This is a genomic window from Arthrobacter sp. B2060, from assembly GCF_059090445.1.
The window spans coordinates 32,651-46,882 of the sequence record NZ_JBNHFR010000004.1; the positions used below are offsets into that span (position 1 = coordinate 32,651).

General features: G+C 61.9%; 16 protein-coding genes. 13 read left to right on the forward strand and 3 right to left on the reverse strand.

Annotated elements, in window-relative coordinates; genetic code table 11:
• Positions 1–32: 32 nt before the first annotated feature.
• The 12 genes from AC5RUM_RS08895 (at position 33) to AC5RUM_RS08950 (ending at position 10,110) form a co-directional block, all read left to right on the forward strand.
• Positions 33–953, forward strand: a complete 921-nt coding sequence (locus AC5RUM_RS08895; protein WP_494034599.1) for a type II secretion system F family protein — start codon at positions 33–35, stop codon at positions 951–953.
• A gap of 9 nt (positions 954–962) precedes the next feature.
• Positions 963–1,835, forward strand: a complete 873-nt coding sequence (locus tag AC5RUM_RS08900) for a type II secretion system F family protein (RefSeq protein WP_494034600.1) — start codon at positions 963–965, stop codon at positions 1,833–1,835.
• Positions 1,836–1,843: 8 nt separating this feature from the next.
• The gene (locus AC5RUM_RS08905; protein WP_494034601.1) at positions 1,844–2,056 is read left to right on the forward strand and encodes a Flp family type IVb pilin; all 213 of its coding nucleotides are present in this window, start codon (positions 1,844–1,846) and stop codon (positions 2,054–2,056) included.
• 284 nt (positions 2,057–2,340) lie between these two features.
• On the forward strand, positions 2,341–2,586 hold the full coding sequence (locus AC5RUM_RS08910) for a Flp family type IVb pilin (RefSeq protein WP_494034602.1): 246 nt from the start codon (positions 2,341–2,343) through the stop codon (positions 2,584–2,586).
• A gap of 94 nt (positions 2,587–2,680) precedes the next feature.
• On the forward strand, positions 2,681–3,085 hold the full coding sequence (locus AC5RUM_RS08915) for a TadE/TadG family type IV pilus assembly protein (RefSeq protein WP_494034603.1): 405 nt from the start codon (positions 2,681–2,683) through the stop codon (positions 3,083–3,085).
• The gene (locus tag AC5RUM_RS08920; protein WP_494034604.1) at positions 3,073–4,098 is read left to right on the forward strand and encodes a pilus assembly protein TadG-related protein; all 1,026 of its coding nucleotides are present in this window, start codon (positions 3,073–3,075) and stop codon (positions 4,096–4,098) included. The genes AC5RUM_RS08915 and AC5RUM_RS08920 overlap by 13 nt, the downstream gene beginning before the upstream one ends.
• A 42-nt stretch (positions 4,099–4,140) precedes the next feature.
• Positions 4,141–4,917 (forward strand): Flp pilus assembly protein CpaB, encoded by a 777-nt coding sequence (cpaB, locus tag AC5RUM_RS08925; protein WP_494034605.1) that lies wholly within the window; start codon positions 4,141–4,143, stop codon positions 4,915–4,917.
• Positions 4,914–6,104, forward strand: a complete 1,191-nt coding sequence (locus tag AC5RUM_RS08930) for a CpaE/TadZ family protein (RefSeq protein WP_494034606.1) — start codon at positions 4,914–4,916, stop codon at positions 6,102–6,104. The genes cpaB and AC5RUM_RS08930 overlap by 4 nt, the downstream gene beginning before the upstream one ends.
• Complete coding sequence (locus tag AC5RUM_RS08935; RefSeq protein ID WP_494034607.1) at positions 6,105–7,718, forward strand: ATPase, T2SS/T4P/T4SS family; 1,614 nt, start codon at positions 6,105–6,107, stop codon at positions 7,716–7,718.
• Between the two features lie 5 nt (positions 7,719–7,723).
• Positions 7,724–8,656, forward strand: coding sequence for a type II secretion system F family protein (locus AC5RUM_RS08940; RefSeq protein ID WP_494034608.1), 933 nt, complete (start codon positions 7,724–7,726; stop codon positions 8,654–8,656).
• Positions 8,657–8,663: 7 nt separating this feature from the next.
• Positions 8,664–9,551 (forward strand): type II secretion system F family protein, encoded by an 888-nt coding sequence (locus tag AC5RUM_RS08945; protein WP_494034860.1) that lies wholly within the window; start codon positions 8,664–8,666, stop codon positions 9,549–9,551.
• 106 nt (positions 9,552–9,657) lie between these two features.
• Entirely contained in the window at positions 9,658–10,110 is a 453-nt protein-coding gene (locus AC5RUM_RS08950) for an Hpt domain-containing protein (protein WP_494034609.1), read from the forward strand.
• Between the two features lie 36 nt (positions 10,111–10,146).
• Here AC5RUM_RS08950 and AC5RUM_RS08955 read toward each other — a convergent pair whose 3' ends face one another.
• Positions 10,147–10,935 (reverse strand): response regulator transcription factor, encoded by a 789-nt coding sequence (locus AC5RUM_RS08955; RefSeq protein ID WP_494034610.1) that lies wholly within the window; start codon positions 10,933–10,935, stop codon positions 10,147–10,149.
• 316 nt (positions 10,936–11,251) lie between these two features.
• On the opposite strand from AC5RUM_RS08955, the gene AC5RUM_RS08960 reads away from it, so the two are divergent.
• The gene (locus AC5RUM_RS08960) at positions 11,252–12,847 is read left to right on the forward strand and encodes a sensor histidine kinase (RefSeq protein WP_494034611.1); all 1,596 of its coding nucleotides are present in this window, start codon (positions 11,252–11,254) and stop codon (positions 12,845–12,847) included.
• A gap of 55 nt (positions 12,848–12,902) precedes the next feature.
• Here AC5RUM_RS08960 and AC5RUM_RS08965 read toward each other — a convergent pair whose 3' ends face one another.
• Both AC5RUM_RS08965 and AC5RUM_RS08970 read right to left on the reverse strand, forming a co-directional pair.
• Positions 12,903–13,385 carry a sensor histidine kinase gene (locus tag AC5RUM_RS08965; protein WP_494034612.1) on the reverse strand — a complete coding sequence of 161 codons (483 nt, stop codon included), beginning with the start codon at positions 13,383–13,385 and terminating at the stop codon, positions 12,903–12,905.
• An 85-nt stretch (positions 13,386–13,470) separates the two neighbouring features.
• A complete protein-coding gene (locus tag AC5RUM_RS08970) occupies positions 13,471–14,211 on the reverse strand; it encodes a response regulator transcription factor (protein WP_494034613.1) in 741 nt (246 codons plus the stop codon).
• Positions 14,212–14,232 lie beyond the last annotated feature (21 nt).

Here is a 14,232-nt window from a genome sequence, read left to right on the forward strand (position 1 = left end):
TGGAGGCTCCAGAAGTCCCGGCCAGCCTCTTCGTGGCTGGAATCCTGTTAGTCTTCACGGCCGTCATTATCTTGTTTGCCGTTGTCTTCAAATCCAAGAACGTCATACCCGTTTCCCGGCGGCGCCCGGATGTTGCTGTGACGCCGTCGGGATTGACGAGGCTCACGGATTCCGCGGTCGGTGCGATCAACAGGGGCCTCAAGGCCCGAAGTGGCTTCCTGGTGGACCGCGAAAAGCTGGAAGGGGCAGGCCTAAAAACCCAGCCTGCCAACTTCCTGCTGATGATGGGCGCTGGGGCGTTTGTCGGCTCGGTAGTCGGATTCCTACTTGGCGGATTCCTCATTGCAATACTTCTGGTCGCGGCGGTCCCGGCAGGGATGCTGGGGTACTTATCCCTGCTGACCTCCAAACGGAGAAGCAAATTCGGAGAACAACTTCCTGACACTCTCCAGATGCTGACCGGAAGCATGCGCGCCGGGCACAGCCTCTTGCGGGCCATCGATGCCTCAGCGCAGGAGTCTGATGCCCCGATGTCCGAGGAACTCAGCCGGATCATCAATGAGACAAGGATCGGGCGGGACCTTGGGGAATCCATGACGGATGTCTCCCGGCGAACCGGCAGCGAGGACTTCGCCTGGATTTCTCAAGCCATAGAAATCCACCGGGAAGTCGGCGGGGATCTGGCCGAGGTGCTGGATCACGTCGGCGAAACCATCCGCGACCGCAATCAGATTCACAGGCAAGTGAAGGCACTTAGTGCAGAGGGGAAAATGTCGGCGGTCGTCCTTATGGGACTTCCTGTTGTGCTCTTCTTCGCTCTGATCATGATCAATGCCCAGTACGCCAAGACATTTACGACCACGGTTCCAGGATTTCTTATGCTGGGCGCGGCCGGTGTGATGTTGACAGCTGGCGGATTCTGGGTCAGCCGTCTTATCAAGCCGAAGTATTAGGAGGGCGAAATGTCACCCATAGCACTTGGCGCAATGCTCGCCATTGTTCTTCCCATCTCGTTTCTGGTGTGGTTGGCCTTCGGAACGGATCGTGTGGCTATCCGCAATATCCAAGCCAACCTCGGGCAACGGGCACGGGAAACTAGCAACGAGAACTTCGCAGCAAAGTTCAACGGATTCGCCCGCCGGATCACACCCGGCAGCTACGAGGCCTGGCTGGACAAGCAACTGGCCGGCGTCGGCCGTCCCAAGGAGTGGCCTCTTGAGCGGCTTCTGGCCGTCAAGCCTTTGCTAGGACTTGGCGCAGGAATCCTTGGGCTTCTCAATTTCCTCGCCTCACCGTCTCCTGTGCGCGTGGCGATCATGATTGCGGCCATTGCCTTTGGCTATTTCGCGCCGGACTTGCTGCTGCGGACTAACGCCGAGAAGCGGAGGAAATCGATCCAACAAGAATTGCCGAACACCCTGGATCAAATGCTTATCTCGGTTCAGGCCGGACTAGGCTTCGAGGCCGCAATGGCCCGCGCAGCCCAGAGCGGTTCTGGCCCCCTGGCTGACGAGTTCATTCGCACGCTCCAGGACTTGCAGGTAGGGCGCTCGCGAAAGGAGGCCTATCTGTCAATGTCTGAACGGGCTGACGTACCCGACCTTCGTAGCTTCATACGCTCCATCGTCCAGGCAGATGCTTACGGCATCGCCATTGCAAAAGTGCTCAAAATCCAAGCGAAGGAAATGCGCATGAAGCGTCGCCAGCGTGCGGAGGAACATGCGATGAAGATCCCCGTGAAGATTCTTTTCCCACTCATTTTCTTCATTTTCCCATCACTGTTCATCATCCTGCTCGGTCCTGCAGTCATGAACATCGTCGCTGCATTCTCCTAGGAGGGGCAATGAAACATCCGCCACAAGTTTTGCCTCACGGCTGGAGTTCTCTTCAACGTTTTCGCACGCAGGAAGAGGGTGCAACGGCAACCGAATACAGCCTTCTCGTCGGTTTTATCGCCATTGTGCTAGTCGCCGGAGTGGGCGCACTCGGTACAGCCATCGACGTCGCCTACATGGGTCTCGTAAATGGCATAAAGACAGCCCTCGGCATCCCTTAGCAGCTTCCCCTTCAGCAGGCTGCCAAATAATCGCGCGCCCCCGCCGGCGCCCAAAAGACCGGACCCCCTCGGATCCCAGCACCGAGGGGGTCCTTTTGCGTGCTGAGGCAATTACGAAGAGGACCAATAACAGAGTAAGCGCAGGAAAAACGCAGGATATGCGCAGCTTGAGAAGGCTTGGCACAGGATGCTGCAAGATCCCTCCCCCTAGGGGAAATCGCGCCGCATTCTATTTACAGAGCTGGTGACGGACCAGCTTCCCAACACTCGCTCAGGAGTACAAAATGCTTGCTCTTTACACCAACCTCTCCGCCCGCCTCCACCGCGACGAGAAAGGTGCCACCGCTGTTGAATACGGCATCATGGTCGCCCTCATCGCCGTCGTCATCATCATCGCTGTGACTCTGCTCGGCGGGACATTGACCGACATGTTCGGAAAGGTCGCCTGCGACCTTCAGGGCGGCGGCAAGGTTTACACGCCGGGCGCCGCCGGCGCAGCTGCAACCTGCGCAGTGCCCGCGGGTCCCTAGCCTTCATTTGAGATCCAAGAGTGGTGGCGGTCTCTGACCGTCACCACTCTGGGAAGACATAGTATCCGGATAGCATTCGGCGGAAAGCAGCGGCATGACCAGGGCTACGGAACGCGGCGCGGTGGCCGTTGAGTTCGCAATTCTTGCGCCCGTCCTGATCATGATCCTCCTCGGCATCATGGAATTCGGCCGGGCCTACAACGTCCAAGTGTCACTGACGAATGCCGCCCGCGAGGGCGTTCGCGTAATGGCTATCGATAACAACCAAACGGCTGCGCTGGCAGCGACCACGAATGGCGCTGACACGCTGAGCCCGAGGCTAAGAAATTCGGACGTGACTATTGCGTTCCAGACCGTCCCACCAACAACGCCGGCTCCGACGTCATGTGCGCCGGGACGCCAAGTGACCGTGACCATCAACTACTCGCTCAGCACGATGACCGGTATTGCTGGTCCATTTGGCATGACTGGAAAAGGAACAATGCTGTGTGGCGGCTAGCAGCATCTGCTGACAGTGAGCGCGGCGGAATCGCCGTTATTGTCGCACTCGCGATGGTTGTAATGCTCGGCTTCGCAGCGATCTCCATTGATGTTGCAAAGCTCTACTCCGAACGCGCACAGCTGCAGAACGGTTCAGATTCGGTTGCCCTGATGGTGGCACACAAATGTGCTAAGAACCTGGCTGACGAGAACTGCTCCGCAACGGCTCCCAGGGCAGCCGACCTGGCCAATAACAATGCGGTCGATGGTTTAAGCAACGTGAAGTCCATCTCCCTCGATAAGTCCAATCGCACGGTTGTGGTGACAACAGGGGCAAAAGAAGCCGGCAGCACCGCAAACAGTGTCTCCCTCTTCTTCGCTGGCGTCCTTGGAATCCCCAGTGCCGAAGTTTCAGCCGCTTCGAGCGTGCACTGGGGAAGCCCTCTTGAGGGCACTACGCCTTTCCCGCTCGCATTTTCGGTGTGCCAGGTTTCGGGCATGGTGGACGGTGCGACGCAGTTGCTGCAGAACCACACCTCTAATGCCAACGCGGACTGTGGGCTGGGGCCTGCCGGAAAGACTGTCCCCGGTGGCTTTGCCTGGATCGTTCAGAGCACCGGCCAATGTGGCGGCCTTGTAAACTTGGCCATCAACCAGAGTGGCAGCGACACCGGCAACGACGGCCCCTCGAACTGTGATGCGGTCCTCAACAAGTGGGCTGCGGAACTTGGTGCCGGCAGACCCGTTACTGTCTTGCTGCCAGTTTACGAGGACGTCAGCGGAACCGGCTCCGGGGCCTCCTACGACTTGCTGGCCTTCGCCTCATTCAGTGTGCAGGGATGGGCATTCAGCGGCGCGGACAAGCTCCCGATGGTCTACAACAACGCCTCGTCTGCCGATAAGGACCTGCAGTGCAAAGGGAGCTGCCGCGGCATCATCGGAAAGTTCGTCAAGTACGTCTCCCTCGCTGACGGCTACAAGCTGGGACCCGTCAGCCCGTACGGCGCCACGGTCGTCGAACTCACCAGCTAAACCTAAGCATTTCAGTGAATCAAAAACCCTCAGGAGCAGATCGTGAAGTCTCGGTTGTTGGCAGGAGCGGCAGCAGTGGTCCTCGCCATCGTCGGCGCGATGTTGGTCATTTCCTACGCCCAAGGCGCGGACCAGCGTGCCGTCCAGAACCTCGAGCCCGTGGCGGTCCTGGTCGTGAAGACCGCGATTCCCGCCGGCACTCCGGTGGAATCCATGACTGCCTCTGTAACCACCGAACAGCTTCCTGCCGCGGCCGTCACTGGCTCCTCCCTCAAGTCCTTTGACGGATCCAAGGGCAAGGTCGCCGCCGTCGATCTTGTTCCCGGCGAACAGCTCGTGACCGAACGCCTGGTCGAGCCCGAAGAACTGAAGACGCAGGGATCGGTAGAAGTCCCCGCAGGCCTGCAGGAAGTCTCCTTCCAGCTCGAGCCGGTCCGCGTCGTCGGCGGCAGGCTGGCTCCCGGCGACCGTGTGGGCGTCTTCGTCAACCTTGAAAAGGGCGCCATTGAAGACAAGCTCGACGTTGAAACCACCAAGCTGACCGTCCGCAAGGCCCTCGTCACAGCCGTGCAGCGCGCCCCGGAGCCTGCCGCGACTGCCGCGCCGGCACCCACAGCGAGCGCCGACCCGAACGCCGGCAATCCGCAGGACACCACCCTCCCAACGGGCTCCCTAATGCTCACCGTCGCCGTCAGCGACGCCGACGCTGCAAAGATCGTTTTTGCCGCGGAGTATGCAGATATCTGGCTCAGCAAGGAGCCCGCGAACGCCAAGGACAGCGGTCCCCGGATCATTCAGCGGAGCGAGGTCTACAAGTGAGCCGCTTCGTCCTGATCACGCCGAGCGCGGACTTCGACAGCCGCCTGCGGCAGGCCGTGGAGGGCGGACTTCAGGGCGGCGTGCAGACGTTCTTCACGAATGTCCTGCCCGCCGGTCCCTACGACCTGTTCGCCCAGCTCAACCAGGAGCGGCCGGAGGTCCTCATCCTCGGCCCGGACGTGCCCATAGACGATGCGCTGCGCCTGGCCACCGTGCTGGACGTCCAAGTGCCGGATCTTACGGTACTCCTGGTGAGCGAACCTGATCCGGAACTCCTCCTGCAGGCCATGCGCGCCGGCATCCGGGATATCCTCAGCCCCTCCGCCGATCCGGCACACATGCGGGTCCTGCTAGAGCGCGCCTGCCAGTCCTTCGCCACTCGTCACCGGCCGGAACAGCCCAGGCAGGCTGAAAGCAAGGGAAGAGTGATCGGCGTCTTCTCACCCAAGGGTGGCGTGGGCAAGACCACCATCGCAACCAACCTCGCTGTAGGCCTTGGCAAGGTGGCGCCCATGAGCGTAGTCGTGGTTGACCTTGACCTGGAGTTTGGCGACGTCGCGTCCGGCCTCTACCTCAACCCAGAGCATACGGTTACGGACGCCGTCTCCCCCGCTGCCAGTGAAGACACCCTGGTGCTCAAAGCGTTCCTCACGGTTCACCCCTCGAGCATCTACGCTGTGTGCGCGCCTGACAACCCGGTCGACGCCGACGACATCGCGCCTGAACAGGTCACCCGCCTGCTGGAACAGCTGGCGGAAGAATTCCAATATGTCGTTGTAGACACTGCCCCGGGCTTGCCGGAGATAGGACTGGCTGCCATGGAAGCCTGCACCGACGTGGTCTGGGTCAGCGCCATGGACATTCCCAGTGTCCGCGGCCTCCGCTCCGGGCTAGAAGTTCTCCGCAAGCTCGACATTCTGCCCGAAGGAAGGCATGTGGTCCTGAACATGGCCGACGCCAAATGCGGACTCTCGGTCCAGGACGTCGAATCCACTATCGGCGCACCCGTGGACGTCAGCGTTCCCCGGTCCCGCGCCATCGCATTCTCTACCAACCGAGGCATTCCGGTACTGCAGGAATCCAAACGGGATCCCGCAGTCAAAGGACTCAATCAGCTTGTGGAGCGCTTCAGCCCCAATGGGCAAGCGAAGGGCCAGCGGCGAACCCACCGACGGGTGGTGGTCTAGATGAAGCTGTCCGAACGGATCCAGCGGGCCCAGCAAAAGTCTCAGGAGCCCGCAGCCGCACCGGCCAAGGCACCCGTCAAGGCAATGGCGACTGCCACTGCGGCCTCCCCTGCCGACCCGGCCCCCGCCGCTGCCACAACTGTGCCCCAGCCGACGCCCACACGGAGCGGAGCGGAAGGTGCGACGGCACAGGGTTCGACGACTGCGCCGGCGGTTCGCCGTGACCCTGCCCGCCCAAAATCCACCAAGCAGGAGCCAGGGGCGAAACCTTCGCAGCCGCCTGGGGCGCAGCAGGAAGTGTTCAAGCCCAAGGCCCAGCAGCCGGTGGACGCCTTTGCGGCGCTCAAGCAGCGTGCTGCAACCGCCCTCTTCGAACGGATGGGAGCCAGGTTCAACGACTCCTCCATCACGGAGAACGAACTGCGCAGCACGGCCAGGGAGGAGCTCATCCGCATCATCGACGCGGAACAGGTTCCCCTGACCGCGGACGAACGCTCCCGCCTGGTGCGCGACGTGGCCGACGACGTGCTCGGCTACGGTCCCCTGCAGCGGCTGCTGGACGATCCCGCCGTCACCGAAATCATGGTGAACCGGATGGACCAGATCTATGTGGAGCGCAAAGGCCAGCTGACGCTGACCGATTCCAGATTCAGCTCGGAGCAGCACCTCCGCAAAGTCATCGAACGCATCGTCTCCAAGGTGGGACGCCGCATCGACGAATCCTCTCCCCTCGTTGACGCGCGCCTGGAGGACGGCTCCCGTGTGAACGCCGTGATTCCGCCGTTGGCCGTGGGCGGTTCCTCGCTGACCATCCGTAAGTTCAGCAAGGTGCCCCTCACGGTCCAGAACCTCATCGACTTCGGAACGCTCACCCCGGAAATGGCGGAACTGCTCAACGCCTGCGTCAAGGCCAAGCTGAACATCATCGTCTCCGGCGGTACCGGCACCGGCAAGACCACGCTTCTCAACGTCCTGTCCTCGTTCCTTCCGGCCAACGAGCGCATCGTGACCATCGAAGATGCCGTGGAGCTCCAGATCCAGCAGGAGCACGTCGTCCGGCTGGAAAGCCGGCCGCCGAACACCGAGGGCAAGGGCGAGGTTACTATCCGCGAACTGCTCCGGAACTCGCTGCGTATGCGCCCGGACCGCATCGTAGTGGGCGAAGTCCGTGGCGGGGAATCACTGGACATGCTCCAGGCCATGAACACCGGCCACGACGGCTCACTGTCCACCGTCCACTCCAACTCGCCCCGCGACGCCGTCGCACGCCTCGAAACGCTCGTTCTGATGGCCGGAATGGATCTGCCGCTGCGCGCCATCCGCGAGCAGATCGCCTCCGCCGTCAACCTGATCATCCAGATTTCCCGGCTCCGTGACGGAACCCGGCGCATCACGCACGTCACCGAGGTCCAGGGAATGGAAGGCGACATCGTCACCCTCCAGGACGCCTTCGTGTTCGACTATTCGGCGGGCGTGGACCAGCACGGACGCTTCCTCGGTTCGCCCATCCCCACCGGCATCCGCCCGCGGTTCATCGACCGCTTTGAAGATATGGGCATCCACGTTTCGGCAGGTGTCTTTGGCGCCCCCGTAACCTCCAGTGGAAAGCAGTGACGTCCATGGTCCTGACGTTTGGAATCATTTTCGTGGTCGCCGCCATCGCCCTTGCAGGCGTGGCAGTGGTGATCCCCCGCACCCCCACAGTCCCGCTGGACCGCCGTCGGCCTTTCCGCACGGAGCCAGACTCGCAGCTGACCCGGTTTGCCGGGTCCGCAGTCCAAGGAATCGAGCGCTTCCTTGCCAAGCGGAACTTCCGCTTCTTCAACCGGGAAACCCTCGAAAACGCGGGCCTGCGCCTGACCCAGGCAGATTTCCTGCTCCTGGTGCTCATCGGCTCCTTCGTGGGCGCCCTGATAGGCCTCGTGGTTGCCGGGCCCTTGCTGGCCATTCTCCTGGTGGTCGCGGCGCCCTTCGTAGGCAAGCTTGTGCTGGGTTTCCTCACAGGCAAAAGGCGGACAAAGTTTGGTGACCAGCTGGGCGATACCCTGCAGCTCCTCTCGGGCAGCCTCCGTGCCGGACACAGTATCCTGCGGGCCATCGACGCCGCCGCCAATGAATCGCAGGCGCCAAGTTCTGAGGAAATGCGCCGGGTCGTGTCGGAGACGAGCCTCGGCCGGGACCTGCTGACTTCGCTCAACGACACTGCTGAACGGATGCAGAACGAGGACTTCGTCTGGATTTCCCAAGCCATCCAGATCAACCGTGAGGTGGGCGGCAACCTGGCGGAGGTCCTGGACCAGGTCAACGAGACCATCCGCGAGCGCAACGAGATTAAGGGCCACATCAAGGCTTTGGCCGCGGAAGGGAAGTTCTCGGCCTACATCCTCATGGCGCTCCCCATCGGCATCGTCGCCATGCTCATGGTGGTCAGCCCGGGATACATGGACAAGTTGGTTTCCACCGTCCTGGGCTGGATCATGATCGTTGCCTCGGTCATCCTGATGACCATCGGTGGTCTCTGGATGCGCAAGATCATCGACCTGAAGTTCTGAGGCAATGATGAATCCTTTGAAAATCCTCTCCCTCCTCCTGATCTGCCTGCCGATCGGCTACCTTGCCTGGTCGCTGCTCTCCACCGACAAAAAAGGCCCGGCGGTCGCCCGCGAGATCCTGTCCAGGGGCGCCGCCGAGGTGGCCGAAGTGGAGAAGGAGGTCAGCACCGGCCTTCTTGAGAAGATCGGCCGCCGACTCACTCCCTCCGGCTACGTGCAGAAACTCGACCGTCTGCTGTCCCTCGCCGGCCGGCCGGCGAACCTGCCGCTGGGCCGCGTGCTTGCCGCCAAACCAGCTTTGGGCCTGCTAGGCGGACTTTTGGGGCTGTACATCGCTTCCATCGCAACCACGCCGATCATCAAGCTCGTGGGGCTGTTCGTCCTGTTCCTTGGCTACTTCATTCCGGATCTGATGCTTTACAGCAAGGGGCAGGAGCGGCAAAAGGCGATGCAGCTGGAGCTGGCCAACACCTTGGACCAAATGCTGATTTCCGTGGAGGCGGGCCTTGGGTTCGAGGGCGCCATGGCCCGGGCGGGCGAGAACGGGAAAGGCCCCCTGGCCGAGGAACTGGTTCGGACGCTGCAGGACATGCAGGTGGGCCGCAGCCGCCGCGAGTCCTACCTCGCCCTGGCCGAGCGCACCAGCATCCCCGAACTCCGGAGCTTTGTCCAGGCGGTGGTCCAGGCCGACACGTACGGTATCGCCATCAGCCGTGTCCTCCGGGTACAGGCCAAGGTGATGCGTGTGAAGCGGCGCCAGCGGGCCGAAGAGAAGGCCATGAAGCTGCCCGTCATGATCCTCTTTCCGTTGCTGTTCTTCATTTTCCCGGTCCTGTTCATTGCCATCCTGGGACCGGCCGTCATCAACACCATCGAAACTTTCAGCGGGCAGTAGGGTCGGAATGCCGCATCTAATCCACGCACCACAAGGAACGCACAGGGTTTCCACAGGATCCAAGTCGGATCAGGTTTTTCCCAAGGTCAGAAAGTAGCCTTAACTCATGTCTAGTTCAGGGTCCAGCACAAGCGACGGCGGCGCCAACGGCGTTTGCCTGCCTGGTCCCGGGGCTGCCGCGCAGGACGAATCGGAACAGGCTGAGGGGATCCCAATCCTGGATCTCACTGTTCTTCGCGAACTCGAAGAGGACATGGGCGGCAGCGGCGCGGCCCGCGCGTTCGCCAAGGACTACATCGGCATCTGGGCGAAGCGGCTGGCATATCTGGAGCGTTCGGTCGCGGACAATGATCCGGAACTCGCCATGGATGCGGTCCTGAGCCTGAAGAATTCCGCGTTCATGGTGGGCGGGTCGCGTCTCGCCAGCCTGGCCGTGGAATCGGAGCGCCTCATCAGGGCCGGTGACCTTCCCGCGCTGAGGATGCTCTTGCCGGTGGTGGCGCAGACAGGCGTGCAGACCGTCACCGCGCTGAAGCGAGCTTATCTCAGAGGACGCTAGCCCGGCTGCCGCCGAAGCAGCCGGACACAGGCAGCGCTACTCCGCCCGCTTCGGCGCCAACCGGTATCCCACACCGCGTACCGTCACGAGCCAGCGTGGTTCCTGGGGATCCTCACGGAGCTTCCGGCGAAGGTTTCCTATGTGGACCTCGACGGCCCGCTCGTCGGCCTCGCTGATGTATGTGTCCTCACCGTAATATTCCCCGCGGACAACCCTGACCAGGTCGGCCCGTGTGCGCACGGCCCCTGTTCCCTTCAGCAGCTCCTGTAGCAGGTCAAACTCGCTGCGGGTCAACGCCAGCGGCGTGCCGCGAAGGGAAACAGTCCGCGTCTCCATGTCGAGCGACAGGCCATTATGCTGCAGCACCTTGCTTCGGCGGACGGTTGTAGCGCCACCGCCGGCGCCGCTGCCACCGGACGACAAGGCCGGAGCATCATCGTCGCCCGCCGATCCGTGCCGCGGCCGGCGCATCATGGCCGAGATGCGGGCCCGCAACTCACGGGGCCTGAACGGCTTGGTGATGTAGTCGTCCGCGCCGCCCTGAAGCGCCGTGATTGTGTCCAGTTCCTCGTCTCTGCCCGTGAGCATGACAACGTACGCGTCACTGAATTGCCGGATTCTGCGAAGAACCTCAAAACCGTCGATGTCCGGTAATCCCACGTCAAGCGTGATCACATTCACCGGATATTGACGCACAACGTCAACACCATCACGTCCCGTGGCTGCAGAGTGCACCTCGAAGCCAGCCTGCTGAAGGACCGCGTCAAGCAGATTGCGGACGTCGTCGTCATCTTCAATCACTACGGCCACGCCAAGTTCGCCCACGATTACCCCATATCAGGTAAAACCACCGCACCGCCCAGCGCAATGCGGAAAGCACTACCTGATTACCTAGGCTACAACGGACTCGGCAACCAGACACCCTAAATTGTGCATATGTTTTGCAACCTACAACCAAGAGCCGATTGGGACTGCCGACACAGAGGAAATGGTGTGCATAATGGCACCATGGGTGGGGACAAAATAATACGGTCTCACGTTTTGATATTCGACTCCAAGGGCGGGGGCTGCGCCCTTGGGTGAACACGTGTTGGTCCGTGACACTGACCGCTTTTACAGAAGGCTGAAGCCGAGAGTCCAGGTGGCGCTTTGCCAACTCCCGGTAACGCTCCTTCTTGCCGCCTTCGCCATAGCCGCGCCTTCAGTGTGGCCCAGGCTCATCGAGAATGCCGTCTTTCTTGCGTCCATAGCCCTGATGGGCGTGTTGTTCCTGGCGTGCTTGGTGGTTCCTTGGGAGCGGCTTCCGGCAAATTCCTACCTCATCATTCCGATTCTTGACCTCCTGGTGATCGGCCTCGCCCGCAACGGAGCCGTTCCTTCTGTAGCTGGCCTGGGAGTGCTGGCAATATTCCCGGTGATCTGGCTCTCGGCATCGGGTTCCTTCGTGAAGACCAGCATTTTGCTCAGTTTCTTCGGACCCCTGCTCATCGGGCTGCCTTCACTGGTGCAAAAGTTCCCCAATATTTCACCTTCGGACATTGCCACTGCCACCCTGTTGCCCCTCATGATGCTGGCCGTCTCCCTGGCAATCCGGTTCGCCAGCGCCAATATCCGTCTGCAGCGCCAACGGCTCGAAAAAAAGGATGCCGAACTCCGGGAACTGCTCATACAAAGCAGAGCTCGTGAAAGGCTTTTCAAAACCATCCTCGACACCATCGACGTCGGTATTGTGGCCGTAGACGCCGACGGCCATAAAGTGCTCGTCAACGACCAGCAAAAAATGTTCCAGCGTGCCGCATCTCCCGCGGGGGGAGCCGCGGAAATCGAGGAATCCAAGCAGCTCATGTTCGGCCAGGACAAGGTCACCCCGCTGCCGGAGGACAAGCGACCGATCCACCGGGCGATTGCGGGCGAGACGTTTGCGAACTATCTGGTGTGGCTCGGCGAAGGCAGCGCGCGGCGTGCCGTTTCCACGGCTGCCCGGATCATGAGGAACGACGACGGCGGGTTCAGCGGCGCTGTCATCGTCTACAGCGATGTGACCGGGCTCGTGGACGCGCTCTCCGCGAAGGAGGAACTGATCTCCAATGTCTCCCACGAATTCCGCAGCCCGCTGATGTCGGTGCTGGGGAATGTTGACCTGGTGCTGGATGAGGCTGACGCCCTGTCACCGGCGGCAGTGCAGCGGCTTGAAGTGGTGCAGAGGAATGCCGAACGGCTCCTGTCTCTGGTGTCCGATCTGCTCGTCTCGGCCTCCGCAGTGCTGGCGGTCCATGCCCGGAGGACAGATCTGGCCAGCCTCATCGACACCACCGTGGGATCCGCCCAGACGCAGGCCGACGCCTCCCACGTCTCCCTCAGCGTCGACGCCCCGGCACCCCTCTGGGCGCATGCCGATCCGCTCCGCATCTCGCAGGCACTCGACAATCTGGTGTCCAACGCCATCAAATACTCTCCGGACGGCGGTGCAGTGACGGTTCGCGCCCGCACCACTGATGACTGGGTGCAGCTACAGGTCCAGGACACCGGAATGGGCATCAGTGAAGAGGAGACCTCCCGGATCTTCACCAGGTTCTTCCGTACCCAGGCCGCCCAGGAGGCGGCAATCCCCGGAGTGGGCCTCGGCCTCTCCATTACGAAGACAATCGTGGAACGGCATGGTGGCGCCATCACGTGCGAGAGCAAGGCGGGCGCCGGGACTACGTTCACCATGACACTGCCCCGGGAACCTTCCTAACCTGTGCAGTTCCATTCGCCGGCTCCCAGCAAGGGCACTCTCAGCCCGGGGACACTCAGTCCAGCGGCAGCGTGATGTTCACGCACGTACCCGCGGAGGACGAGTCGATCAGCATGTGGCCGCCGGCCGTTTCCACGGCGAGCCGCATGAGCCGCAGCCCCATCCCGGAATGCCGGCCCTGGGTTGCTGCCTGGACATCGAAACCGGTGCCGTCGTCGGTCACTTTGAGCTGAACGTCATGGCAGAGGGGCGGATGGCTGAGGCAGCCCAGCCGAATGGTCACGGCCGAGGCGTGGGCGAATTTGTACACGTTGCTGAGGAGCTCCTGGGCGGCCCGATAGAGGAGGGTGGCACACTTCCGGTCCACCTCCATTCCGTGGTGCGGAGCCTCCAGGTGAACCACGGTCCCGCGCTCGCGCAGCGGAAGGGTCAAGCGGTCAATCGCCCCCGCGACGCCAAGCGCATAGAAATCGACCGGATGCGTATCGGTAAGAACGCCGCGGACTGCAACAACCTCGTCGCTTCGTAGTGATTTCATGCTCCTACGGTGCTCCTGCACCCTTGGCATTTTCTTAGGATTTTCCGTGCCACCCCCCGTTTGCAGGGGCACAGTCCACCGCGGGCTACGTCAGCGTGTATCCCAGGCCGCGGACTGTCTTGAGCCACTTCGGAGACCGTGCGTCGTCTCCAAGCTTTCGCCTCAGGTTTCCGATGTGGACTTCGATGACGCGGTCCGTGTCCACTTTCCGGGGGCGTCCGGGTCCCAGGTCCTCGAGCTGCAGGTGGCGGGCCAGCTCGGTCTTCGTCACCACGCGTTTCCCCTGCTCCACAATAAGATGGAGCAGGTCGAACTCTGTCCTGGTAAGTTCCACCGTCCGCCCTGCCAGTCGCACGCAACGGGCAACCGTGTCCACCTCCAGACCCTTGTGCTCCAGGCACCGTGTCACTGCTTCCACGACCGTTTCAGAAATTGCACGCCGGCTCTCCCGCAATTGCCGCGGGCGCCGCAGCATACCGTCGACACGCACGCGGAGTTCACGGGGCCGGAGGGGTGTGACCAGATAGTCGTCAGCTCCGGCATCGAAGGCCTGCACAGTGGCCCCAAGATCACTGCTTTCGCTGACAATCAACAGGTACGCGTGGCTGAACTTCCGGATGCGCCTCACCACCTCGAGGCCGTCCATGTCCGGCAGCGACCCATTCACCGTGACAGTATCCGGCTGCACCGCCCGGACCAGCGCCAGCCCTGCCTCGCCGGTGGCCGAGCAATGCACCTCAAAACCAGCGTCACCAAGGGTCTCGCACAACAGCGCGCTGACCTCCTGGTCCTGTTCGATAACCACAACAACGCGACGATCATTCATCCCTTACCCCCTGTAAGGACT

Excerpts from the sequence above, each read along its gene's own strand:
- AC5RUM_RS08935 (WP_494034607.1), top strand. The coding sequence starts at position 6,105 with ATGAAGCTGTCCGAACGGATCCAGCGGGCCCAGCAAAAGTCTCAGGAG.
- AC5RUM_RS08905 (WP_494034601.1), top strand. The coding sequence starts at position 1,844 with ATGAAACATCCGCCACAAGTTTTGCCTCACGGCTGGAGTTCTCTTCAA.
- AC5RUM_RS08945 (WP_494034860.1), top strand. The coding sequence starts at position 8,664 with ATGAATCCTTTGAAAATCCTCTCCCTCCTCCTGATCTGCCTGCCGATC.
- AC5RUM_RS08970 (WP_494034613.1), bottom strand. The coding sequence starts at position 14,211 with ATGAATGATCGTCGCGTTGTTGTGGTTATCGAACAGGACCAGGAGGTC.
- AC5RUM_RS08900 (WP_494034600.1), top strand. The coding sequence starts at position 963 with ATGTCACCCATAGCACTTGGCGCAATGCTCGCCATTGTTCTTCCCATC.
- AC5RUM_RS08950 (WP_494034609.1), top strand. The coding sequence starts at position 9,658 with ATGTCTAGTTCAGGGTCCAGCACAAGCGACGGCGGCGCCAACGGCGTT.
- AC5RUM_RS08915 (WP_494034603.1), top strand. The coding sequence starts at position 2,681 with ATGACCAGGGCTACGGAACGCGGCGCGGTGGCCGTTGAGTTCGCAATT.
- AC5RUM_RS08965 (WP_494034612.1), bottom strand. The coding sequence starts at position 13,385 with ATGAAATCACTACGAAGCGACGAGGTTGTTGCAGTCCGCGGCGTTCTT.
- AC5RUM_RS08940 (WP_494034608.1), top strand. The coding sequence starts at position 7,724 with ATGGTCCTGACGTTTGGAATCATTTTCGTGGTCGCCGCCATCGCCCTT.
- AC5RUM_RS08910 (WP_494034602.1), top strand. The coding sequence starts at position 2,341 with ATGCTTGCTCTTTACACCAACCTCTCCGCCCGCCTCCACCGCGACGAG.